The following is a 24,389-nucleotide window of genomic DNA, read 5'->3' as shown; positions in this document are numbered from 1 at the left end:
TATTATTTTTTGCTTATTATTTTTTATTGTTCAGTTCAGCACCAAGGCTACTAGCCTTTAATGCCAGACCATTCGGATAACGCATATCCACGCTTTCAATTCGGTCCTGCAAACGCGCCAGCAATTGCGGATAAATTTCTATCAGTCGATTGACCCGATCATGCAAGGTCGCCCTGGTTTGTTCTCGTCCTAACGCCACGGTCATGCCGTTATTCAATTTAACGCTCCACGCATAGCGTGGTGAAAGTTCCACATCGGTCGGCGTCAGTTTGATTGGCGCAAACCATTTCTGAAAATCGGCAAAGCGCGCAAGCACGTCTTTTTCGCTACCGTTTGGACCACCGAACTTCAACAACTCGCCATCTTCTTCGGCCTCGTCCAGATTGGCGATAAACAAGTCACCTTTTACTGACAATAATCGTCCATCGTCGTCCCAGGTTCCCAGCGGTTGATGCTCTTCAATCGTGACCACCAGTTGATTCGGCCACTCGCGTTGGACAGATGCCTTACGCACCCAAGGCACGGACTCAAACGCCACCCGTACTGAATCCAGATTTGCGGTAAAAAAATTGCCCTTGATGCGCGGCAGAGCGCTCGCACGGATGGTCAATGGATTAACCCGCCGCAAGTCGCTTTTTTCAGCACTCTCAACCCGTATCACCTTCAGCGCAAACATCGGTCGCTGCGCCAGCCACCAGGCTCCGCCCGCCATCAAGGCGAGCAGGGCCAGGCCGAATAAAGCGTTGGAGGTCGCATTCAATATTTTGATGTCTTGCCACATAATTGCTGTCTTTATTGCGAACGGTTACAAAGCATATTTAATTTTGCGCTACTTTGGTCTTCAATTTTTTTACACTGCACCAAATTTGTTACCACTTCTGACCTTAATCAGCCCAGCATCCTTTTATCCGAATGCTGCAGTTCCAGACCCGCCGATGCCAATATTTCAACACATAATTCTTCGTAACTAGAACCTTCCTGTTTAGCAGACATTGGCACCAAAGAGTGACCGGTCATGCCCGGCGACGTATTGATTTCCAACAGGAATGGCGCGTTATCGGTGTCGCGCAACATGAAGTCAACGCGTGCCCAACCTTTGCAGCCCAGCGCATTAAAGGCTTGCACGGCCAGCGCCTGAATCCGCAGCGTCAATGCGTCGTCCAACGGCGCAGGGCATAGATATTGGGTGTCGTTGGTGAAATATTTGTGCTGATAATCGTAATTGCCGTCCGGTGCCCGAATCTCGACAATCGGTAACGCACGGGCGTTACGTCCGACTCCTAATACCGGCACGGTCAGCTCACGCCCGGCGATAAACTCTTCCGCCAGGACGACCTCATCGTATTTTGCACACAATGCGAAGCCCGCTTCGATATCTGCGTATCCCGTTACCTTGCTGATGCCAATTGTGGAGCCTTCATGCGGGGCTTTTAACATCAATGGCAAACCTAGGGCATCGGGTAACTGACGCAATTCTTCACTGGTCACCGTGCTTGTGTCCAATACCAAAAATCGCGGCGTCGGCAATTCAAAACTTTGCCAGACGCGCTTGCTCATCACTTTATCCATCGCAATCGCGGATGCCATGACGCCGGGGCCGGTATAAGGAATCCCCAATTGCTCTAATGCGCCCTGAAGCGTGCCGTCCTCGCCGAAACGTCCATGCAAGGCGATGAACACGCGGTCAAAATTTTCGGCAGCCAGTTCTGCCAGACTACGTTCTGCCGGATCAAACGCATGCGCGTCGATACCCTTACTTTGCAGAGCCTGGACCACGCCGTTGCCAGACATGATCGACACCTCGCGCTCAGCCGAACGCCCACCGAACAGGACGCCGACTTTTCCGAATTCCGTTGCCATCTTTTTTTCGCTCATTTTGCTCTGCTTGTGCTCGCTATATTGGTTACTGCACCATCTTTCGTATTACCTGGCCGCTACTTAATCCGACGCCGTCTGATTCACCAACTGCGCGGGTACCGCGCTGATGGAACCCGCACCCATGGTCATTACAACGTCGCCATCACGCACTATGTTGACAATTGCGGCGTGCATATCGGCAATATTTTCAACGAAGACCAGTTCGCCCATCCCTGCTACACGCAAGGCATGTGCCAGCGCACGTCCGTCGGCGGCGACGATAGGCGTTTCACCGGCGGCATACACCTCTGCCAGCACCAGCACATCGACGCTAGATAAAACCTTCACAAAATCTTCAAATAAATCACGCGTTCGCGTATAACGATGCGGCTGGAATGCCAGTACTAGCCGACGTCCGGGATATGCACCACGCGCAGCAGAAATCGTGGCGATGGTTTCCACCGGATGATGACCGTAGTCATCCACCAATGTGTAGCTGCCGGTGGCGGCTGGGGCTGGCAAAGGGATCTCGCCGTAGCGCGTAAAGCGACGGCCCACGCCGTGGAATTCAGTCAGCGCTTTTTGAATCGCTGCGTCGGCAACGCCGAGTTCACGTGCGATAGCTACGGCAGCGCAGGCGTTCTGAACGTTATGCATACCCGGCTGGTTAAGGCTGATCGGCATCGGTGCATAACCGTCCTGAATCACGGTAAATTGCATATAGCCGGCGACCGGCCTGGCATCGATGGCGCGCACTTGTGCTTCTGCGTGGAAACCATACGTGGTGATCGGCTTTGATATTTGCGGCATGATGTCGCGCACATTGGCGTCATCTATGCACAGTACTGCGACCCCGTAAAACGGCAAACGCGTGGTGAACTCAACGAATGCCTGTTTTAATTTATTAAAATCGTGATCATAGGTTTCCATATGATCGGCGTCGATGTTGGTGATGACCTCAATCACGGGCGTTAAATTCAAAAAAGAGGCATCTGACTCGTCCGCCTCGGCAACGATAAAGTCGCCGGAACCTAATTTAGCGTTGGCCCCGGCACTGGTCAGGCGACCACCGATGACAAAGGTTGGATCCAGGCCACCTTCGGCCAGCACGCTCGCAACCAGACTGGTGGTCGTGGTTTTGCCGTGCGTACCGGCAATGGCAATACCGCGCTTGAGGCGCATTAATTCGGCCAGCATCATCGCACGCGGCACGATCGGAATATGTTGCTCACGCCCGGCGACAACTTCCGGGTTGTCTGCCTTGACTGCCGTCGAAGTGACGATGGCATTGGCGTTTTTAATGTTTTCGGCGGCGTGGCCCAAAATGACGTTAGCACCTAACTTGGCTAAACGGCGGGTCGCAGCGTTGCAGCTGAGATCGGAGCCGGACACGGTATAGCCCAGGTTCAGCAATACCTCGGCAATGCCGCTCATTCCGGAGCCGCCGATACCAACAAAATGAATATTTTTTACTTTATGTTTCATGACTGCTTTCGGGACTTGCACATTCTTCGAGGACCTGTGCGATGGATTGGTTCGCATCGCGGCGGCCGATTTCATACGCTGCCTGTGCCATCAACTGGCAATCGTGACGCGTCATGCGCGTCAGCAATCCAGACAAACGTTCCTTACTTAAGTCACTTTGCTTTAAATGAATTGCTGCCTCTTTGGTAGCCATCCAACGTGCGTTGTCGCGCTGATGCGAAGTGGTTGATGCGACGAACGGAATCAATACACTGGCGACACCGGCCGCGGTCAGTTCCGACACCGTAATCGCACCGGCGCGGCACACAACCAGATCGGCATCGGCATACCGACGCGGCATGTCATCGATAAAAGCGACTACTTCTGCGACTACACCTGCCACCTTGTACGCTGCCTGCAATGCGGCAATGTGCTGCTTGCCGGACTGATGGGTCACGCTGGGACGCACCGCAACGGGCATCAGTGCCAGTGCGGCGGGCATGCAGTCGTTGAGCGCCTTGGCACCTAAGCTGCCGCCCACCACTAACAAACGGAGCGGCCCGATACGACCGCTGTAACGTTGCTCCGGCAAAGGCAACTGCATGATTTCCTGGCGCACCGGATTGCCGGTCACCAGGGCTTTATCCGCGGTGCCCACAAACTCAGTTGGCAATCCGAACAGTACGCGACGGGCCAGCGGGGCTAATAACTTATTCGACAACAACAATGCGGCGTCGGCATTCACTAATACCAACGGGACACCCCGCAAACGCGCCATCACGCCACCAGGCACTGTGACGTAACCGCCCATTCCCAGCACAACGTCCGGCTTGCGCCGTCCAATAAAATTAAAACATGCGGGAAAGCTAGCCAACAAACGCCATGCGCCGCGCAAGGTGTGGGCAAGGCCTTTGCCGCGCATTCCTGAGAACGTGATGCGATCCATTTCAATATCGTGCTGCGGTACCAGATCGCCTTCCATGCCATGGGTTGTTCCGAGCCACGACACTTGCCAACCGCGTTGGCGCATGGTCGCTGCAATGGCCAGACCCGGGAAAATATGCCCGCCCGTGCCAGCGGCCATGATCAACAATTTTTTCATTGTCGGCCCCCGCGCATCATGACTCTGTTCTCGTAATCAATTCTCAGCAAAATCGCTAATCCAATACAATTAATCAACACGCCTGAACCGCCGTAACTCATCAGTGGCAAGGTCAACCCTTTGGTCGGCAACAATCCTAAATTGACGCCCATGTTGATAAAGGTCTGCACGCCTATCCAGATGCCGATACCTTTGGCAGTTAATCCGGCAAAAACCTGTTCCATGGCAATCGCCTGACGACCGATCTCAAACGCGCGTTTGATAATCCAGTAAAACATAATGACCACCGCCACGACGCCAACGAATCCCAATTCTTCGCCGATCACCGCCAGTAAAAAGTCGGTGTGTGCTTCGGGCAAATAATGCAATTTTTCAACGCTACCACCCAATCCGACACCGAATATCTCGCCACGCCCGAATGCAATCAATGAGTGCGAAAGCTGGTATGCCTTGCCCAATGCATTCTCTTGATCCCATGGATTCAGGTAAGCAAAGATCCGCTCACGGCGCCATGGTGATAACCAGATGACCAACGAGAACATTGCCACTAACATCGCCGTAATGCCGCCAAACCAGATTCCGTTAATCCCGCCCAAAAACAAAATGCCCATCGCGATACACACGATCACACCGAGCGCACCCAGATCCGGCTCCAGCATCAGCAGTAATCCGACGACCCCGACCGCTACCGTCATCGGCAGAAAACCTTTGGTCAGCTTGTGCATTACTTCTTGTTTACGGACGGTGTAATTGGCGGCGTACAAGACGATAAACAGCTTCATTAATTCAGAAGGCTGTAAATTGAAAACACGGAACGATAACCAGCGCTTGGCACCATTCACGCCCTTACCCAGACCCGGCACCAGCACCATCGCCAGCAACACCAGCGTAATCACAAACAGGTACGGTGCCCATCGCTGCCAGGTCGCGATGCGGATACGAAATGTCACAAATCCGGCAACCATCGAGACACAGATAAAAATTGCCTGGCGGAGTAAAAAATTATAGCTTTTATAGCTCGCGTACTTAGGCGAGTCCGGTAACGCAATAGAGGCCGAATACACCATCACCAGACCAAGTAGCATTAACAACACGACGACCCATACCAACGGCTGATCGTATTCCATCATTTTGGACCGTTGAACGCCCGGCTGACTGCCATCAGCCGAACGCATACGCACCGGCACCCGCGGCTTATCCGCAGGCTTATCGCTCTTCCCCGAAAAGAATGGGAAAGCGAGTTTCATAGGCTTACCTCACCACGCGCCAGCGCTAATTGACGCACTTCGGCTACAAAAACCTCAGCACGGTGCGCATAGTTACGGAACATGTCAAAGCTGGCGCACGCAGGTGACAGCAGCACGGCGTCACCAGGATGGGCAAACTCAGCTGCACGTTGAACTGCTTGCTCTAGCGTGTCGCAATCAACGATATCGATACTTGCATCCAGCAACGCGCTATTGACCGCATGGCGAATCGCATCGGCATCGTGACCAATCAATATAAGTGCACGTCCATAGCGTGCCAATGGTTCTGCCAATGGCGTGAAGTCTTGCCCTTTGCCTTCTCCCCCAGCGATGAGGACCAGTCGATTGGCGCTTGCACCGCCGTCCGGGCCACGGCCCAAACCATTCAAGGCCGCCACTGTCGCGCCAACATTTGTGCCCTTACTGTCATCATAAAACTCGACATTATCGATACTGGCAACAAGCTCTACCCGGTGCGGTTCGCCGCGATATTCGCGCAAACCATGCAGCAACGCAGCAAATGGCAATCCGATTGCCCGTCCTAGCGCGAGGGCTGATAATGCGTTGGCAGCATTATGCTGACCGCGAATCCGTAAGGCATCGGCTGGCATCAGGCGTTTGATGCTAATCGGCAACGCTTCCACCAAATGTTTTTTGCCGCGCTTTTTTTCGTTTTCGTCTGCGACCTCTGCCGCTACGACTAACCACTGCATTCCATTCTCGTTGGTCAGCCCGAAACAATTTGCCTGTAGTGGCTCATCGACACCAAACGTGATACTTTGGGCGTTCGCCATTTGGATACTGAATGGATCGTCGCGGCTTAACACGCGTATAGTATTTTCGCCAAAAATACGGGCCTTGTCCGCAACGTAACACGCCATGTCGCCATGCCAGTCAAGATGATCTTGCGTCACGTTCAATATCGTGGCGACATCTGCTTGCAGGCTAAAGGTCGTGTGCAACTGAAAACTGGATAATTCTAATACCCACGCTTGCGGCAACGTCTCGTCATCCAGACAAGTACGCAGGACGTCTAGCGCTGCCGGACTGATATTGCCCGCAACCTGCACCGTTAAACCGGCGCGTTGACATAGCAAGCCAGTTAAACTGGTCACGGTGGTTTTACCGTTGGTGCCGGTGATGGCAATCACTTTCGGTGTATATTCCTGACTCTCACGCAAAGCGGTCAACGCTTGCGCAAACAGTTCAATTTCGCCCCACACCGGAATCTCACCAACCGCTGCGGCGGGAATAATGTTTTTTAACTCCCGATGCGGTGCCAGGCCTGGACTTACGACCACAAAATCGATCCCTTCCAGCAATTGAGAGTTAAAGCATCCACCGTCAGCGCCACCGATAAATTCAACCTCAGGTACCGCCTGTTGCAATTGCAGTAAACGTTCGGGCGAGTCACGCAAATCGCGCGTATCCGCGACACGCAGCGTGGCACCGCAGCGCACTAGCCACAACGCCATCGCCAGACCGGATTCACCCAGTCCCAGCACCAAAACATGTTTACCGATGTAATTCATTACAACTCTTTACCTTAACTTCAACGTGGATAAACCAAACAGCACCAGCATCATGGTGATGATCCAGAAGCGAACGACGACTTGCGTTTCTTTCCAACCTTTTTGTTCATAGTGATGATGCAACGGTGCCATCAGCAATACGCGGCGACCGATGCCAAAGCGCTTCTTGGTGTATTTAAAATAAATCACCTGCAACATCACTGACAACGTCTCGACGACAAAAATGCCGCCCATGATGAAAAGCAATATTTCCTGTCGCACAATAACCGCTACCGTGCCAAGGGCACCACCCAAAGCCAGTGCCCCGACATCGCCCATAAAGACCTGCGCGGGGTAGGCGTTGTACCAAAGAAAGGCCAGTCCTGCGCCAGCCATCGCACCGCAAAAAATCAATAATTCGCCAGCGCCGGGAATATGGGGAATCAGCAAATAATGCGCAAAAGTAAAATTACCGGTCAGGTACGCAAACAAGCCCAGCGCGGCACCGACCAATACCGTCGGCATAATTGCCAGCCCATCAAGGCCATCCGTCAAATTGACCGCGTTACTCGTGCCGACGATGACAAAATAGGTCAGCGCCATAAAACCCCATACGCCCAACGGATAACTGACGGTTTTGAAGAACGGCACAATCAAATCTGCTTTCGGCGGCAAATCCATACTTAAACCGGATTTAATCCAGGCGACAAACAAATCCCATACCTGCATATTGGTTGCGCCGGAGACCGAAAATGCCAGACATATCGCCGCTACCACGCCAATTAGCGATTGCCAGAAATACTTTTCACGCGAGCGCATGCCGTTTGGATCCTTATAGACGACCTTGCGATAGTCATCGACCCAACCGACGGCACCGAAACCCAGCGTCACCAGCAATACGATCCACACAAAACGATTACTTAAATTGCCCCACAATAAAGTAGAAATTCCGATGGCGATCAAAATCAGAACACCACCCATCGTTGGCGTACCGGATTTGATCAAATGCGTTTGCGGACCATCGGTGCGTACAGCCTGCCCCACCTTCAGCCGCGCCAACATGCGAATTACGCCAGGACCTGCGATCAAACCAATTGCTAAAGAAGTCAGCGTCGCGAAGACCGCACGAAAAGTAATAAAGTTAAATACGCGCAGAAAACTATGATCCTGCTGAAAAATTTGCGCTAGCCAAAGCAGCATTAGTGCGACTCCTGAGTTGGTAAAAAGGGTGAAGATGATAATGCTGATGAATCGTTAATGCCAACCCCATTTACCAGATGCGCGACTACACGTTCCATTTTCATGAAGCGGGATCCTTTAACCAGTACCGTCGTGGTGGACGTCATAAGAGAGTCCACAGCGCCGGTTAATGCGGTGATGTCGTCAAAATGTTGCGCAGGTGCGCCGAAAGCACGGGCGGCATCAATTGCCAACGGACCTAATGTCAGTAAATTGGTGATGCCGCGCTGACGCGCATGGGCACCGATTTCCTGATGGAACGCCGGGCCGTCGTTACCGACTTCGCCCATGTCGCCCAATACCAGCAAACGCGGCGCGGCAAACTGTGCCAGCACATCAATCGCGGCCCGCACCGAATCCGGATTGGCGTTATAAGTATCATCGATCACCAAAGCGCCCGCACAGCCCACGTGTTGTGCCAATTTTTGCTGCAAGCGGCCACTGACCGGGGCGAACGCAGCCAGGCCGCGCTCAATAGCATCGGCTTCAATACCGATCGCCAAGGTACAGGCGATCGCGGCGAGTGCATTACGCACGTTATGTTCGCCCGCTGCACTTAAGGTGACCGTGAAAGTGTGCGTTTGCGTTTGGCCTTGCGTCTGGATGACCACTTGCAGATCGCTACCAAATGCCGTTGCGTGATAAGTGCAGCTAACGTCCGCGTCGGCCGACAAACCGAATGTCATGACGCGAACGCCCTTTGCTGCGGCAAGATCACGCCACAAAGATGTATGCGCATCGTCGGCAGGAAATACGGCAATCCCGGCCTCAGGCAAAGCGCTGATGACCGCGCCATTTTCTGCGGCGACTGCCTCGACAGTGGCCATGAATTCCTGATGCTCGCGTTGTGCGTTGTTAACTAAGCCAACGGTCGGCGCGGCGATAGCTGCCAGTACCGCGATCTCGCCAGGGTGATTCATGCCAAGCTCGACCACGGCTGCCCGATGACCTGCACCCAGCCGTTGCAGCGTTAGCGGGACGCCTATTTCGTTATTCAAATTACCGCGTGTCGAGAGATAACCATCGGTGCCAAATGCGGCTGCCAGAATCGCGGCAATCATCTCCTTGACCGTGGTTTTGCCATTGCTGCCGGTGACCGCGATCAACGGCAATGAGAATTGGCGACGCCAGCCGTTCGCAACTGCGCCAAGGGCGGCACGCGTGTCAGCGACTACAAGGGCCGGCACAGATAAATTGGCCGGAGCACGAGCAACTATAAGCGCGCTTGCTCCCTGTGCTATCACTTGATCGAGAAAATCGTGTGCATCAAAATGGTCACCGCGCAGCGCGACAAACAGATTACCGGGCGCGACTGCGCGACTATCGATGCTCAGGCCGGTAGTAACGATAATGTTGGCATCCACGTTGCTCATAGCGGCAACGCTGACCTGCTGCTGCGATGATTGCAACCAGTTTTGCAGATCACTGATCGCTGCTGAGAATGTAGTCGTCAAGGTGTTGGCTGGCATCCCGGTGGCCGGCATTCCGGTGGCCGGCATTCCGGTGGCTATGGTCGGCACTTTGATCATACCGAGCCGCCCTTCATAGTCGCACGCGAGGCCAGCGCCAGAGCAGCATGGTCCGCATCTAAAAATGGCAATTTTTTTCCTTTTATTTCCTGATAGGTTTCATGACCTTTACCTGCCAGCAACACGACGTCGGCTTTGCCCGCTTTTCGTACCGCGCGCAAGATTGCTGCTGCGCGATCCTGTTGCGTCTGGGCCGCCGTCGGTGCGGTCATGCCCCCTACTATCTGGGCGATGATGGCGGTAGGATCCTCACTACGGGGATTGTCACTGGTCACTATCACGTGATCCGCTGACTCTGCGATGGCGCCCATCTGCGGCCGTTTTCCGGGATCGCGATCGCCGCCGCAACCAAATACGCACCACAACTCACCGCCGCGTTGCTGCGCTACCTGACGCAGGGACAGCAAAGTTTTTTCCAATGCGTCCGGGGTATGCGCGTAGTCAATGACGATCAATGGCGCATCCTGGCCACCGAACTGCTCCATTCGTCCCGGCACGGAAGTCAAGCGTTCCAGTGTATTGATCGCGACTTCCCATTTGGTCCCTTTGGCTAGCAGTACACCAAGGATGCCGAGGACGTTGCTGACGTTAAACTGCCCGACCAAATGCGTCTTAACCTGACTACTGCCAAACGGGGAAGTAACGTTAAAGATGGTGCCGCCAGCGTTGCTGCGCACTGCCGTCGCACGCAATATCGGCAGGTCCCCGAACGCCGCAGCACTCTTCATCGCTTCATCGGTCAAGGCATAGCCGATCAGCGCTGTTTCATTACCGGCTTCATTACCGGCTTCACTACCGTTTTGACGCAAATGCTGCACCAGACGCAACCCCATCGCATCGTCCAGATTAATCACCGCATGCTGCAAACCGGGCCAGTCAAAAAGCGCGCGCTTCGCGGCTTCATAAGTCGCCATATCGCCGTGATAATCCAGATGATCACGGGTGAAATTGGTAAATAAGGCGATGTCGATATGCATGCCATTCAAGCGACCTTGATCCAGTCCGATGGACGATGCTTCAATTGCCAACGCTTGCACCCCAGCTTTCTGTAAATCAGCCAACTTACCCTGTAGCAGAACCGCGTCCGGCGTGGTGTAACCGGTGACCTCGAACGCGACCGGTTGACGCGGGGCAAAGATGCCGATGCCCAAGGTGCCAATCACGCCCACTGTCTGCCCAAGTTGCGACAACGCGTGACCCAGCCATTGGCTGCATGAGGTTTTGCCATTGGTGCCGGTCACCGCGATGATGCGCATATCCCGGTCAGGCTGCTGATAAAAACTGTTCGCGATCGGACCAGCTAATTTTTTCAATCCCACCACCGCCAGATGTGGCACGGCCCATTCAGAATTCCACAAAAATGGTTGAGCAGGCTGTGGGGGCGTAGATACGGTGGCCTCAAAGACCACGGCAGCCGCACCATTCTGCAAGGCTGGTGCTATGTAATTACGACCATCCGATTCGTCACCGGCATAAGCAAAAAACACATCACCAGCCGATATTTTGCGCGAGTCCGAGACTGGCCTCCCTGTCGGTGATACCGTAGCAAGTCCGCGCAACCAGGCCACGACAGAGGTCACGTCGGATGCTGCCTCGGATAGCACATCAGATGCCGCGTGAGCGCGTGCGATAGTCATCAGAAGCTCTCCTTCGGACCATCGGTTGGTATGATGATATCGGTAATATTAGAGTCGGGGTGCACGTTTAAAGTACGCAATGCATTGCCCACCACGCTCGCAAAAACCGGTGCGGCAGAATCGCCGCCATAACGAAACGCGTTGCTCGGTTCATCGATCATTACGGCAACAATAATGCGCGGGTCGGATGCCGGTGCAAATCCTACGAAGTCGGCAATATATTTTCTGACGTATTTGCCGTTCTCAATTTTGTAAGCCGTGCCGGTCTTGCCGCCAACCCGATATCCTGGGACCTGTGCTTTTGGTGCCGTGCCGCCCGGCGCTGTCACTCTTTCCAGCATGGCGCGCATGGTCAACGCCGTTTTTTCGGAGATGACGCGCTGTCCGACGGGCGGTTCAGTGACCTTTTTGAATGACAAAGGAATTAGATCGCCATTACGTGCAAAAATTGTATACGCATGCGCCATCTGAATTAACGAGACCGAAATGCCATGACCGTAACTCATCGTCGCCTGTTCAATCGGACGCCATGATTTGAATGGTCGGACGCGTCCGGCGACAGCACCAGGAAAGCCAAATTTTGGTTGCTGTCCCAGCCCGACGGTGGTGAACATTTCCCACATCTCTTCAGCTGGCATTTGCAACGCAATTTTGGCGGTTCCCAGATTGGACGACTTCTGGATAATTTGCGCGACGCTCATGGTCAGCAACCCGTGCGGATGAGAGTCGCCAATAGTCGCGGTACCGATTGTCATTTTGTCCGGAACCTGAAAAGTTGTCCCTGGCTGAACCCGATTGGTGTCCAGCGCCAATGCCACAGTAAATGGCTTTAAGGTTGAACCCGGCTCAAAGGTATCGGTCATCACGCGATTACGCAATTGCGCGCCTGTGAGGATCGAGCGGTCATTCGGGTTATAGCTAGGTAGATTGGCGAGCGCGAGTACTTCGCCGCTTTTGGCGTCAACCACGACGATACCGCCCGCCTTGGCCTTGGTCCGCTCAACCATTTCTTTTAATTGGGTAAACGCAATGTACTGAATCTTGCTATCGATTGATAGCACCAGATCGCGACCGTCATGCGGCTCTTTGACTGCTTCAATGTCTTCCACAATACGACCCAGGCGGTCTTTAATCACCCGGCGACTGCCGGTTGTACCGGCCAATGTTTTTTGCTGTGAAAGTTCCATGCCATCCTGCCCGGCATCTTCAATGTTGGTAAAGCCTACTACGTGCGCGGCAACTTCGCCTTCCGGATAAAACCGTTTGTATTCAGGACGCGTTTCGATCCCGGCTATACCTAGCTTGGCAATTTGATCGGACGCGTCTTTTTCGACTTGTCGCTTCAGATAAACGAAGCTACGGTCAGAGTCGAGTTTTTTGTTCAGCTCGGCTTGAGTCATATCGAGCAACTTGGCGAGCGCCTGCAATTTCTCTTTGGGTGCTTGCTGCACATCTTCCGGAATAGCCCAAATCGCTTTTACCGGAACTGATGAGGCCAAAACATGCCCGTTTCGGTCAGTGATTTTGCCGCGGGTCGCGGGTAGTTCGAGCGTACGTGCATACCGCGACGCGCCCTGCTTTTGCAAAAAAGCGGTCGACACGCCTTGCAGCCATAACGCCCTCGCCACCAATGCAAAAAATGCGGCGAACAACAGGAACAGCACGACGCGTGAGCGCCATACCGGAAGTTTGACCTTTAGTACCGGGCTGGCAGTAAACGGCATGCCTTTGGACGCAGCGGTACGCGGGGGATTACGGGTCATTTTTTACCCCCCAGACTTAAGTATTGGGTGCGCTGCGGCGTCAACGGGACCATGTTCAGATCGCGCCGCGCACTGGCTTCAATCCGCGCGTTTTTGCCTAGCGTCGATTGATCAAGCTGCAATTGCGACCATTCGATATCCAGTTGCCGCGCCTGACTTTGGGCGCGACCCAGCTCAATAAACAACTGACGCGCCTGATAGCGCGCATTGACCAGCGCCAACGCGCATAAGACCAGGGCCAATGTCAGGACGGCATTGATGCGCCCGATCATGAAATTCTACTCAGCACTGGAGCGACTTTAGAACCGGCTGCAAGCCGCTCCCCGACACGCATCACTGCCGAACGCGAGCGCGGATTGGCGGCGACTTCGGCGTCCGACGGCATAACCCGCGCCACCAGTTTTAATTGCGGCTGGGGCAAATCCACGGCGAGAATCGGTAATCGACGGTCCGGCTGCGGCAGCTTGGCTTTAGAGGCCATGTACTGCTTGACGATGCGATCTTCCAGCGAATGAAAACTGATCACAACCAATCTCCCCTGAAGGGACATCTGTTCAAAAGCCTGATCCAGCACTATTTTGAGTTCTTCAAGTTCCTTATTGATGTAGATCCTGATAGCTTGAAATGTGCGAGTGGCCGGGTCTTTGCCTTTTTCACGGGTTTTGACAGCGTTTGCCACGATCGCGGCAAGCTGTCGTGTGGTTGAAACTGGCTGGATTGTCCTGCCAGCAACAATCGCCTTTGCAATCTGAACAGCAAACCGTTCTTCCCCATATTCGCGTACAACCTTTCCTATTAATTGTTCATCGGCTGTCGCCAGCCACTCTGCGGCAGACACACCGCGCGTAGTATCCATCCGCATGTCGAGTGGACCATCAGAGCGAAAACTAAAACCCCGGCTAGCGTCATCAACTTGCGGCGAAGAGATTCCAAGGTCAAGCAACACGCCATCTACTTGCGTAATCTGACGCGCGTGCAATGCCTGAGCCATCGTCGCAAAACTGTCGTGCACGATCTCAAACCGTGAATCAACAATAGTGTTAGCCGTGGCAATGGCCTGCAAATCTTTATCGAATGCTATCAGGCGGCCCTGAGGCCCCAAGTTTTCTAAAATCTTCCGGCTATGACCGCCGCGCCCGAATGTGCCGTCAACATACACGCCGTTCGCACGGGGACCGGTAATATTCAGAGCTTCCACCGCTTCATCCAGCAATACCGTGCGGTGCTGGAATTCGGGCACCGAGTGTTCAATCATCTTGGCGCCGTCAGAAGGAAAAGTTATTTAATACATCGGGCATGCCAGCGGCAATTGCCTGCGACTCGCTTTCAGCCAATCTGGCTGCGTCCCAAATCTCGAAATGGCTACCCATTCCCATCAACATTATTTCTCGCGATATGCCAACGGCGACGCGTAGTTCTGGGGCGATCAAAATTCGCCCTGCGGAATCGAGCTCAACATCGGAAGCGTTACCAAGATAAATACGTTGCCATGCGCGAGCCGACATTGGCCATGCCGCGATTTGTTCGCGGTGGCTTTCCCATGTCGGGCGTGGAAAGAGCAATAAGCAGCCGTGCGGATGCCGAGTGACAGTCAGCCGGCCTTCGCATTGAACGGTCAGCGCGTCACGATGCTTTGACGGTATTGACATCCGTCCTTTTGCATCGAGATTTAAAGCTGACGCACCCTGAAACACCGCAGACTCCTATTAAATGTTGTATTGGCAAAAAAAATATCAGGAAAACATTAAAAACGATCCCACAAAAAAACACTTTTTCACACTGCCACCCACTTTAGAGGATGGCTAATAGGAGGTCAAGCCATTTACATCATGTGAATTAGAAATTTTTGTGTAAAGTCAATGACTTAGCGCAACTCAGACAACAAAGCCACCAAGGTTTGAACAAACAAATACCTTGATAAATGAAGGACTTACGGCAACATTGCGAGGTTGCTTCTAAGCTAAACGCCGATGTTTTGGTCCCCGCGCCTGTTTAAAGTTTGCACACATTTAGTGCCGCATCAGTATTGGTTTTGGCCACAAAAGGCTTTGGCAAAGGAAATAAATCGGATTCTTATAAATCCGACTACTGTTTCTCTATCTGTCTTGAACGGGGAGTTTTTCAGGCGCAGAAACGCATATTTTTATTCCAACTTTATGCGTCTATGGCTCGCTTAATGAAGTTCTAAAGTTACCTTCGGCGCTGCGACGCGTAGGTTTATTGCCCGGCCTCAAGTTGACTGTCGCCGTTGGTTACCAACAGGAGCGCATAACATTCTCCTTTAGCCGATCACAACGACTAAGAACCAAGTCAAAGCTTTGCTTGCCGTTAAATCCGTTCAACCAATTAAACGACCGCCCTTGACCCGCAATCCCTTTTTACCGAGGGTCGGGGCCAGTGCCGATAGCGCCGCCAGCGCATCGCCGGAGTGAGCGTGACAGATCGCAACAGCCAGTGCATCGGCAGCGTCGCTTCCCGGCAAACCCGGCAAGGACAACAGTCGTTGCACCATATCCTGCACCTGTTGCTTTTGGGCTTTACCATGACCCGCAACCGCTTGTTTAATTTGCAGCGCGGTATACTCTGCCACCGATAAATTGCCACTGACCAGCGAGCAAATAGCGGCACCCCGGGCTTGCCCAAGTAACAGCGTGGACTGGGGATTTACATTGACGAAAACGATTTCGATTGCTGAGCAATCTGGCGAGTAAGTTCTGATCACTTCGGAAACGCTGGCCAAAATGACTTTTAGCCGTTCCGGCAAGCTGGCATCCGGCGTTTTAATCGTCCCTGAGGCTACATAGGCTAGCTTATGTCCATGCTTGTCGATCACGCCAAAACCTGTAGTCCGTAAACCTGGATCAATACCGAGGATTCTCATAGTTGATAAATTACCGCAGTGCGGATAATGGGCGCCAATGACGGGCAAAGAATGGGACAGAGGAGAGATGGTGCGCCCGCCGGACCACAAATGATGGCTAAAGGATAAAAGTATATCCGTTGCCATTCACGGCGGTCAGCGGGAGGGCTTCCACGGGTTGTTTCAGCACCGTTTTTTTGCACGGCGCGCTTATCCCCGTTTAGCCCGAGTTTATCGTGAAGTAGACTTGAATTTAATGACGGAAATGCCGGACGCCGGTCAAGAGCATGACTATGCCTTGCTCGTCCGCTGCATCGATCACTTCTTGATCGCGCATTGAACCACCGGGCTGAATCACGCAGGTAGCGCCCGCATTGACCACGACATCCAGTCCATCACGGAATGGGAAGAATGCATCCGAAGCCACAGCCGATCCGACCAATGACAAACCTGCATGTTGCGCCTTGATGGAGGCAATCCGGGCGGAGTCGACACGACTCATTTGGCCCGCACCCACGCCAAGCGTCATACCATTTCCACAAAAAACAATCGCGTTCGACTTGACGAACTTGGCAACGCGCCATGCAAACATTAAGTCTTGCAGCTGTTGGGGGGTCGGCTGCTTTTTGCTCGCCACTTTAATTTCTGCCAGTGTGACATTTTTAGCATCTGGTGCCTGCACCAGCAAACCACCGCCAACACGTTTCAAGTCATGCGTATTGCGTTGATGACCAAGGGCAATTTCTAGCACCCGCACATTTTGCTTGTTAGTAAAAATTTGTTTGGCCTGATCCGTGAATGATGGCGCAATGACTACTTCAACGAATTGTTTTGCGACTGCTTCCGCCGTGTTGCCGTCGACTTCATAATTAAACGCAATTATGCCGCCAAACGCTGAAGTCGGATCGGTTTGCAATGCCTTGCTATACGCTTCCAGTGTCGTGAGTCCCACGCCGACGCCACACGGATTGGCATGTTTTACGATAACGCATGCGGTTTCGTCAAAGCTTTTAACGCATTCCCACGCAGCATCTGCGTCGGCAATGTTATTGAAAGACAATTCTTTCCCTTGCAGTTGGCGATAATTTGCCAGCGCACCTTCCGTCGCGTGAATATCACGATAGAAAGCGGCAGACTGATGTGGATTTTCACCGTACCGCATTTCTTGTACTTTTTCGAAATGCAGATTAAGCGTCGTGGGATAAGCGCTACGTGTTTCATGCTCTTTATCTGCACCCAATGACGTAAAATAGTTGGTAATAGCACCATCATACTGGGCGGTGTGGGCGAATACTTTCTTCGCCAAAGTGAACTTGGTCTCATAGCACGCCTCGCCCTGATTCGCCTTTAGTTCAGCCAGCACCGTCGCATAGTCGGACGGATCGCAGAGGACAATGACGTCCTTGTGATTTTTGGCGGAAGAACGCAACATTGCCGGACCGCCAATATCGATGTTTTCAATCGCGTCTTCCAGCGCGCACTGGTCGTTGGCGATGGTTTTTTGAAAAGGGTATAAATTGACCACCACCATGTCGATGAGGGGGATCTGATGTTCAGCCAGAGCGTTGACATGCTCGGGAAAGTCTCTGCGTGCCAGAATCCCGCCGTGTACTTTAGGGTGCAGCGTCTTGACGCGCCCATCCAGCATCTCCGGGAAACCCGTGTGATCTGCAACCTCGGTCACCTTGATCCCATTATCCGCAAGCAGTTTGGCGGTGCCGCCGGTGGACAAAATATTCACGCCGAGTGCGACTAATTCGCGGGAAAATTCCAGAATGCCAGTCTTATCGGAAACTGAAATGAGGGCTTGCTTAATCATGGTGGGGGCTCAGGAAAGGATGCGTTACAAACAATAAAAAAACTTTAAACAAACCACTCAACGTGCTGCCTGGCGGGCTTATTCATCTGACGGTTTTAACAATGCCGGGTAACTATTGGATTGATAAAGTAAAGTCCTGGAGAACGTACCAGTGACCATTTAAATGAGAACATTTGCCCTGCCAATCACGCTATCCGGCAGTCAGGACGACAGTGAGGGCAGCGGCACAGTCAGCATTAGCACTGACCATTATGCTATGTACTTCGTCAACTTGGCTTCTAGCCGCTTTTTTAGCTTCAAAGTAATAAATTTACAACAAGCCATGCTGCAACAACTTTTTGCGCAACGTATTACGGTTGATGCCCAGCATCTCGGCCGCATGGGACTGGTTTCCTTCGGCTCGCGCTATAACTGCCTCAAGCACCGGTTTTTCAACCGTGGAGATCACCATGTCATACACGTTAGTGGGTGGTTGTTCCCCCAGATCCTTGAAATATTTTTCAAGGCTTTTTTTAACAACTTCTTGAATACTTTCTTTGCTCATTCTTCGCTTTACTATTTTACTTAACTGTAGTGGGACTAGACTAAAGCAAAGGTTGCTATCTTTTGATCAAATTTTTATGATCAAATACCCAACTGACTGTATGCTCTAGTGCATGTTTTTGGCGCAATCGGCGGCGTTCACATGTAAATTTGGTATCCAAAATTTCACCTTGCCGCTCACGCCGATCTCACATTTTTGCTTAGGCAGCCATCTGCATTGCAGCCCCGTATTGTAACCGGTTGCCATGCGCATATTGCATTTCAAAAAAGCTGTTTACTGCCGCTAATTGTTGATCGCAATCTTCCAGCAGGTTCATGCGTTGACGAAATTCTTCCCCGCCGGACAGATCGCGGACGTACCAGCCGATATGCTTGCGGGCAGTTCTCACCCCCAAATAGGCGCCATAAAAACTGTAATGGGCACGCAAATGTTCGGCCATTAAATGCTGTACCTCACTAACTAACGGCGGCGGCATGTGGGTTCCGGTCCGCAGAAAATATTCAATCTCGCGAAATATCCATGGACGCCCTTGCGCCGCACGACCAACCATGATCGCGTCGGCGTTGGTTAGCGCCAATACCTGTCGCGCCTTCTCTGGCGTCGTAATATCACCGTTTGCCACCACAGGAATCGACACCGCGGCCTTTACTGCCGCTATAGTCGCGTATTCTGCATCGCCGTTATAACCGTCGGCGCGCGTTCTGCCATGTAACGTCAGCATAGCAATTCCGCTCTCTTGGGCCACGTGTGCGATATTCAGTGCATTCTTGTTAAGGCGATCCCAGCCGGTGCGGAATTTCAGTGTTACAGGGACATTAACTGCTGCCACGACTGTCTCTAAAATCCGCGCCACCAGTTTTTCATCCTGAAGCAACGCCGAACCACACCAGCTATTGCAGACTTTTTTGACCGGACATCCCATATTTATGTCGATGATTTGCGCGCCATGATCGACGTTATATTGTGCGCACTCCGCCAACATGCGCGGATCTGCACCGGCAATCTGCACCGCGCGCGGTGCCATCTCACCATCATGGTTAATGCGGCGCGAGGTTTTTTCGGTCTTCCACAGGCGTGGATTGGAGGCTGCCATTTCGGATACCGCGTAACCAGCGCCCAGCTCTTTGCATAGCTGTCGAAAGGGGCGATCTGTGACACCGGCCATCGGTGCCACAAAAACATTGTTACGAAGTAAATGAGGACCAATATTCACGGCAGAATGGTTCGCGCCAGAAGAGCGTTAAATGGGGGAAGCCACTATTTTATCGCGAATGGGGGTGAGATACGCTAAATCTGGCGGAAACCTGACAAGTTATTTTAACGAACCTGTGGTGAGTCCAGTCATCGTGCTCATCTAAAGGTCTCGGCATTGGATGACGCGTTAATTGTGGTCGCGGCAAAGCGCCAGCGCGCAGCATCCTGATACGCAGGACTGTCATAAGCCATATTCGACCCGGTCGAATGACGCATATTTTGGCTAGCATATTGCAGTAGCTCATCCAGACCTACCCCATCAATGCCATAAGTTGCCGCTCCGACGGAGAATCCCATCCGAATCGTCCAGCTATCAGCGACCACGGGTGAACTCTTAAAATGATCAATAAACGAGGTCAGTACATGTGCTGCTTCCATGGCATCGGTGTCCGGCAATATGTACAAAAATTCTGTGGTTCCCCAACGCCCACCCTTGTCGTCCTCGCGCAATTGGGACAGAGTAGCAGTGGCAAAAGATGCTAAAAGGTTATCGGCAGTTACCCAGCCGTATAGCGCGCTAAGTTTGCTAAAATCGTGCAGGTAGCAATAGAGTATGGAAAAGGGTCGTGCGGGCTCGTGAGCTTGGGTGCCTTGGGTAGTATTGGCGAGCTTAATCGCTACTGCACTTCTGGTAAAGGCATGTGCGATCCGCTGGCGATTTAATAGTCCGGTCAGTCGATCCAGACGTGCGTGCTGTGTGAGCAAAAAAGTTAAATGCGATTGCTTCCAGATTATTTCGCAAACGTGCGCCAGCGCCTGAAATGCAGGAACGCCGGTATCCTTGAAATAACTGCCATCATCTGCATAAAATACGATCATGCCATGCATCATGGACTTTTCGGCATGCAAAGGAATGGCTAGCGCGCAGGTCACGGAGCATTCTTGCTGGCTGTTTTTCCACGGACTAAACAGCGCATGGAACTCATGTTCTTGCGTGGCCTGCCAATCCACGCGCTGCTTATAAGGCGCAACAAAATCAAAACTATCTCTGGACAACGCCCACTCCGCAGACTCGGTCATCGCGGCACCGGCGTATGCCGTCGGCCCGATAGTTTGCTCGTCCGTGTCCTGACAAAACCCTATCCATACCAGACGCAACGTCGGGGTAGCCGCCAGTATAAGTTCACAGACACGTTGTAGACTTTGAACGTCACGGCTGCCCTGAGACGACTCGCGCACTAAATGGTGTAACGCGCCAGCGAGGCGCATGCGCTCGGCCCCTCCGCGCTCAGGGTTACCGCGCTCACCTAAGCGTTCACCCGAACTGGACTCATCGGACCCTAGGGCGCTTTCCGTGCTGATTGTGCTTTTGGTGCTTAAATTGCTGGGTTTTTTCGGCTCACTGACGGCTTTCGCAGTTCCTTGTCGATCTGCGATATCCACAATTGGCCCAACGAGTGCAGTGATTGGGAGCCCCGCCGCAGCGCGTTTTTCGCGCGAGCAAAACAAACTAAATTTCATGCTGGCTCCGATTAACCGATCTTGACCACATCGACGGAGACTAGCACAAACGGCTGACATTGATGGCCGCGTATTGAGAAATTAGGTGCGATGTTATGCAGGCAGGGTATTACGTTTACTTCACACGTCTGCGCGCATCACTTGTCTACCTCATCGAGAACAATATCGCCCAGATGACTTAAATGTTCGATGTCGCCCCATGAAACAAGCTTGAATTGCTCGCCATTCCATAGCAGGCGATTAATGCTGGCATTCAAAATATCAAACGCGCGTGCTTCACCCAGCGCCACGTTGCTAACATGTCGATAGATGCAATCAAGCACCCCGCCATGACTGACGACCGCGATTCGCTGATGTGTCGCTTTATTAAGCAGGCGGTGCAATGCACCGATTGCGCGCGCCGAAAACTCATTAATAGTCTCGGCCACGTTAATGCCGGGCGGATAACGGACATCCAGCGCCCGTGCATCGAGCGCTGCATACGCCAACGGATAACGCAGGGCGACTTCCTGACGTTGTAACCCCTCCATCACGCCATAACAGCGCTCCCGCAAATCCTCATGGATCTGGACCGTCAAACCATGGTGCGCTGCGACCGGCGCGGCAGTATCTCGGGCGCGTTGCAAGTCGCTTGAGAAAATCGCGTCCAGACTCAAGCCCTCTAGTCGCGTACTCAGCGCGGCTGCCTGACGCCGACCTTTGGCATTCAAGGGAATATCAATATGGCCTTGTATGCGTTTTTCAGTATTCCAATCCGTTTCGCCGTGGCGAATCAATAAAATTTCTGTGGTCTGCATGAGCGTCTGTTTAAGTAAGATTTGCGTCAGATTTTCGGAGTTGAAGGATCGAAGTGAATACTGTAATTCGCCAATAGCGAACATTCTCTGTACCGAAATGTATCTGCCAAGTGAAAGGGAAGCTGATTAGTTGCATGCCGCTGCTGGCGGCTTAATTTGCAGCCAAAATGTGACCGGGCCATCGTTTGTCAACGTCACCTGCATGTTGGCACCAAACAAACCTGTAGCAACTTGCGAATGCCTGGCCTGCGCCTGCCGGACAAAATAACTGAACAGTCGATGACCGTCCTGGGGCGCGGCGGCTGGCGTAAAGGATGGCCGCGTGCCAGAATTTGTATCGGCCGCCAACGTGAATTGCGGCACCAGCAGTAAGCCACCGGACACGTCTGTGACGCTGCGATTCATCTTGCCTGCGTCGTCCCCAAAAACCCGATAAGCCAGTAGTTTCGTCAATAACGCATTCGCCTGCTTTTCGGTATCGCCGCGTTCGGCGCAGACCAGCACCATCAAACCGGTGTTAATCGCGCCGACGGTCATCGCGTCCACCACCACGCTTGCATGGCTTACGCGCTGAATAAGTGCAATCAATTTAATCCAGTCTATGTAAAGAAAGCGACATTCGAAAGCGACATTCAGGTAGCCGTGTTTGTTCTGCATAATCAGTACGATCAGAACGAACGTCGCGTCCAGGATGCCAGACAAGGGACAGATCAGGCAGTCAACGTGACCCGCGCAAATTTGCGCTTACCCACCTGTACCACCAACGTTCCGGCGTCCACTTTTAAGCCTTTATCGCTGATCACGGTGCCGTCAATGCGTACGCCGCCCTGCTCGACCATGCGCAGCGCCTCTGAACTCGAAGCACACAAATTGGCTTGCTTGAGCAATTGCCCTATTCCCAGCGGCGCGCCAGTCAAACTGACTTCCGGTATATCGTCAGGTATCCCGCCTTTAGCGCGATTGACAAAATCAACCAGCGCGTCTTCTGCGATTTGCTGGTTGTGGAAACGCGCGACGATTTCTTGCGCCAGCGTTACCTTGATGTCACGCGGATTTTGACCGTCAGCGACCTGCGCCTTGTATCTGGCAATTTCCGTCAGCGATTTGAACGATAGCAACTCAAAGTAACGCCACATCATGACATCCGAGATGCTCATAATCTTGGCGAACATGGTGTTGCCGGGTTCAGTAATGCCGATGTAATTACCCTTGGATTTCGACATTTTTTCTACGCCGTCCAATCCCTCAAGAAGCGGCATCGTCAAAATGCATTGCTGCTCCTGACCGTAATCCTTTTGCAGTTCGCGACCGACCAACAGGTTGAATTTTTGGTCGGTGCCGCCCAGCTCCAGATCCGATTCCAGCGCTACTGAATCATAGCCCTGCATCAACGGGTACAACAACTCGTGCATCGAAATCGGGGTGCCGGCTTTGTAGCGCTTGGTGAAATCCTCGCGCTCTAAAATCCGTGCGACGGTGTACTTTGCCGATAGCTGAATCATCCCGCGCGCGCCCAGCTTATCGGACCATTCGGAGTTATAACGAATTTCGGTCCGGTCCGCGTCCAGGACCAGACTGGCCTGCGCAAAATAGCTCTTGGCGTTTTCTTCGATCTGCTCGCGCGTCAATGGCGGACGGGTAATATTCCGTCCCGACGGATCACCGATCATCGACGTAAAATCGCCGATCAGAAAGATCACGTTATGACCCAAATCCTGCAGCTGACGCATCTTGTTGAGCACCACCGTATGCCCAAGATGCAAATCCGGCGCTGTCGGATCTAGTCCTAATTTAATGCGCAAAGGTTTACCGCTAAGCTCCGAGCGCTGTAACTTGCGCACAAAATCGGCTTCGATTAGCAGTTCCTCGGTGCCACGCTTGGTGATAACCAATGCTTCTTGAACTTTGTCGGAAAGTACCAATGGCGCGTTTTCCGCTGCAACTGCAGGAGAAGTATTTAAAGATAATGAAGGCATATTTTATTCTGACGTATAGCGTAATGAGTCTAAAAAAATCAGTGCGTCAAGCGGTAGTGAGCCAACCCATGAGGCAAGTAGTGAAACACAATGCGACGCGCGTTACAAAGCAACACTCAAATCGCTCACAACGGCCATCCTTATTCAAATATATGACCGTTACTTAAGCTGTATTAGAAACGTTAAAAAGCGTTTGAAAAGCGCTGGAATTCGCCCGGACGCGCCTAAAAGTTGCATATTTAACACTTATGAAATCAGGGAATTCGTATCTGATATAATGCTCGATTCCTTTAAACCCCTTGCCATAGTGTCCAGCAACATCAGAACAT

21 protein-coding genes are annotated in these 24,389 nt (G+C 52.6%); all 21 read right to left on the bottom strand.

Annotation, left to right across the window (positions count from 1 at the left end):
* Positions 1-16: 16 nt before the first annotated feature.
* Positions 17-781, bottom strand: a complete 765-nt coding sequence (locus HAV38_RS00280; RefSeq protein ID WP_168051290.1) for a cell division protein FtsQ/DivIB — start codon at positions 779-781, stop codon at positions 17-19.
* Between the two features lie 107 nt (positions 782-888).
* On the bottom strand, positions 889-1,875 hold the full coding sequence (locus HAV38_RS00275; protein WP_168051288.1) for a D-alanine--D-alanine ligase: 987 nt from the start codon (positions 1,873-1,875) through the stop codon (positions 889-891).
* 63 nt (positions 1,876-1,938) lie between these two features.
* The gene (murC, locus tag HAV38_RS00270; RefSeq protein WP_168051286.1) at positions 1,939-3,342 is read right to left on the bottom strand and encodes a UDP-N-acetylmuramate--L-alanine ligase; all 1,404 of its coding nucleotides are present in this window, start codon (positions 3,340-3,342) and stop codon (positions 1,939-1,941) included.
* Positions 3,332-4,423, bottom strand: coding sequence for an undecaprenyldiphospho-muramoylpentapeptide beta-N-acetylglucosaminyltransferase (gene murG / locus HAV38_RS00265; protein WP_168051284.1), 1,092 nt, complete (start codon positions 4,421-4,423; stop codon positions 3,332-3,334). The genes murC and murG overlap by 11 nt, the downstream gene beginning before the upstream one ends.
* The gene (ftsW, locus tag HAV38_RS00260) at positions 4,420-5,670 is read right to left on the bottom strand and encodes a putative lipid II flippase FtsW (RefSeq protein ID WP_168051282.1); all 1,251 of its coding nucleotides are present in this window, start codon (positions 5,668-5,670) and stop codon (positions 4,420-4,422) included. Before ftsW ends, murG begins: the two co-directional genes overlap by 4 nt.
* Complete coding sequence (gene murD / locus HAV38_RS00255; RefSeq protein WP_168051280.1) at positions 5,667-7,202, bottom strand: UDP-N-acetylmuramoyl-L-alanine--D-glutamate ligase; 1,536 nt, start codon at positions 7,200-7,202, stop codon at positions 5,667-5,669. The genes ftsW and murD overlap by 4 nt, the downstream gene beginning before the upstream one ends.
* A gap of 9 nt (positions 7,203-7,211) precedes the next feature.
* Positions 7,212-8,381: a phospho-N-acetylmuramoyl-pentapeptide-transferase gene (gene mraY, locus HAV38_RS00250; protein ID WP_168051278.1), complete on the bottom strand. Its 1,170-nt coding sequence runs from the start codon at positions 8,379-8,381 to the stop codon at positions 7,212-7,214.
* Complete coding sequence (locus tag HAV38_RS00245; RefSeq protein ID WP_184013415.1) at positions 8,381-9,793, bottom strand: UDP-N-acetylmuramoyl-tripeptide--D-alanyl-D-alanine ligase; 1,413 nt, start codon at positions 9,791-9,793, stop codon at positions 8,381-8,383. The genes mraY and HAV38_RS00245 overlap by 1 nt, the downstream gene beginning before the upstream one ends.
* Positions 9,794-9,945: 152 nt before the next feature.
* Positions 9,946-11,586: a UDP-N-acetylmuramoyl-L-alanyl-D-glutamate--2,6-diaminopimelate ligase gene (locus HAV38_RS00240; protein WP_168051276.1), complete on the bottom strand. Its 1,641-nt coding sequence runs from the start codon at positions 11,584-11,586 to the stop codon at positions 9,946-9,948.
* Entirely contained in the window at positions 11,586-13,349 is a 1,764-nt protein-coding gene (locus HAV38_RS00235) for a peptidoglycan D,D-transpeptidase FtsI family protein (protein WP_168051274.1), read from the bottom strand. Before HAV38_RS00235 ends, HAV38_RS00240 begins: the two co-directional genes overlap by 1 nt.
* Positions 13,346-13,621 (bottom strand): cell division protein FtsL, encoded by a 276-nt coding sequence (ftsL, locus tag HAV38_RS00230; RefSeq protein ID WP_168051272.1) that lies wholly within the window; start codon positions 13,619-13,621, stop codon positions 13,346-13,348. The genes HAV38_RS00235 and ftsL overlap by 4 nt, the downstream gene beginning before the upstream one ends.
* Complete coding sequence (gene rsmH, locus HAV38_RS00225) at positions 13,618-14,604, bottom strand: 16S rRNA (cytosine(1402)-N(4))-methyltransferase RsmH (protein WP_168051270.1); 987 nt, start codon at positions 14,602-14,604, stop codon at positions 13,618-13,620. The genes ftsL and rsmH overlap by 4 nt, the downstream gene beginning before the upstream one ends.
* Before the next feature lie 10 nt (positions 14,605-14,614).
* A complete protein-coding gene (gene mraZ / locus HAV38_RS00220; RefSeq protein ID WP_168051268.1) occupies positions 14,615-15,043 on the bottom strand; it encodes a division/cell wall cluster transcriptional repressor MraZ in 429 nt (142 codons plus the stop codon).
* Positions 15,044-15,687: 644 nt separating this feature from the next.
* On the bottom strand, positions 15,688-16,230 hold the full coding sequence (gene ruvC, locus HAV38_RS00215) for a crossover junction endodeoxyribonuclease RuvC (protein WP_168051266.1): 543 nt from the start codon (positions 16,228-16,230) through the stop codon (positions 15,688-15,690).
* Between the two features lie 232 nt (positions 16,231-16,462).
* A complete protein-coding gene (gene purH, locus HAV38_RS00210) occupies positions 16,463-18,028 on the bottom strand; it encodes a bifunctional phosphoribosylaminoimidazolecarboxamide formyltransferase/IMP cyclohydrolase (protein WP_168051264.1) in 1,566 nt (521 codons plus the stop codon).
* 310 nt (positions 18,029-18,338) lie between these two features.
* Positions 18,339-18,572, bottom strand: a complete 234-nt coding sequence (locus tag HAV38_RS00205; RefSeq protein ID WP_168051262.1) for a Fis family transcriptional regulator — start codon at positions 18,570-18,572, stop codon at positions 18,339-18,341.
* Between the two features lie 199 nt (positions 18,573-18,771).
* The gene (dusB, locus tag HAV38_RS00200) at positions 18,772-19,785 is read right to left on the bottom strand and encodes a tRNA dihydrouridine synthase DusB (RefSeq protein ID WP_168051260.1); all 1,014 of its coding nucleotides are present in this window, start codon (positions 19,783-19,785) and stop codon (positions 18,772-18,774) included.
* Positions 19,786-19,922: 137 nt separating this feature from the next.
* Complete coding sequence (locus tag HAV38_RS00195) at positions 19,923-21,287, bottom strand: GGDEF domain-containing protein (RefSeq protein WP_168051258.1); 1,365 nt, start codon at positions 21,285-21,287, stop codon at positions 19,923-19,925.
* A gap of 137 nt (positions 21,288-21,424) precedes the next feature.
* Positions 21,425-22,084, bottom strand: a complete 660-nt coding sequence (locus HAV38_RS00190) for a histidine phosphatase family protein (RefSeq protein WP_168051256.1) — start codon at positions 22,082-22,084, stop codon at positions 21,425-21,427.
* Between the two features lie 126 nt (positions 22,085-22,210).
* Positions 22,211-22,672 carry a D-aminoacyl-tRNA deacylase gene (gene dtd / locus HAV38_RS00185; RefSeq protein WP_168051956.1) on the bottom strand — a complete coding sequence of 154 codons (462 nt, stop codon included), beginning with the start codon at positions 22,670-22,672 and terminating at the stop codon, positions 22,211-22,213.
* Between the two features lie 122 nt (positions 22,673-22,794).
* Positions 22,795-24,060 carry a tyrosine--tRNA ligase gene (tyrS, locus tag HAV38_RS00180; RefSeq protein WP_168051254.1) on the bottom strand — a complete coding sequence of 422 codons (1,266 nt, stop codon included), beginning with the start codon at positions 24,058-24,060 and terminating at the stop codon, positions 22,795-22,797.
* Positions 24,061-24,389: the final 329 nt, after the last annotated feature.

The sequence above is a fragment of the Glaciimonas immobilis genome, from assembly GCF_011947285.1.
Taxonomy (GTDB): Bacteria; Pseudomonadota; Gammaproteobacteria; order Burkholderiales; family Burkholderiaceae_D; genus Glaciimonas; species Glaciimonas immobilis.
The sequence above is the reverse complement of the archived record's forward strand: the minus strand, read 5'-3'. Positions and strand labels throughout refer to the sequence as shown.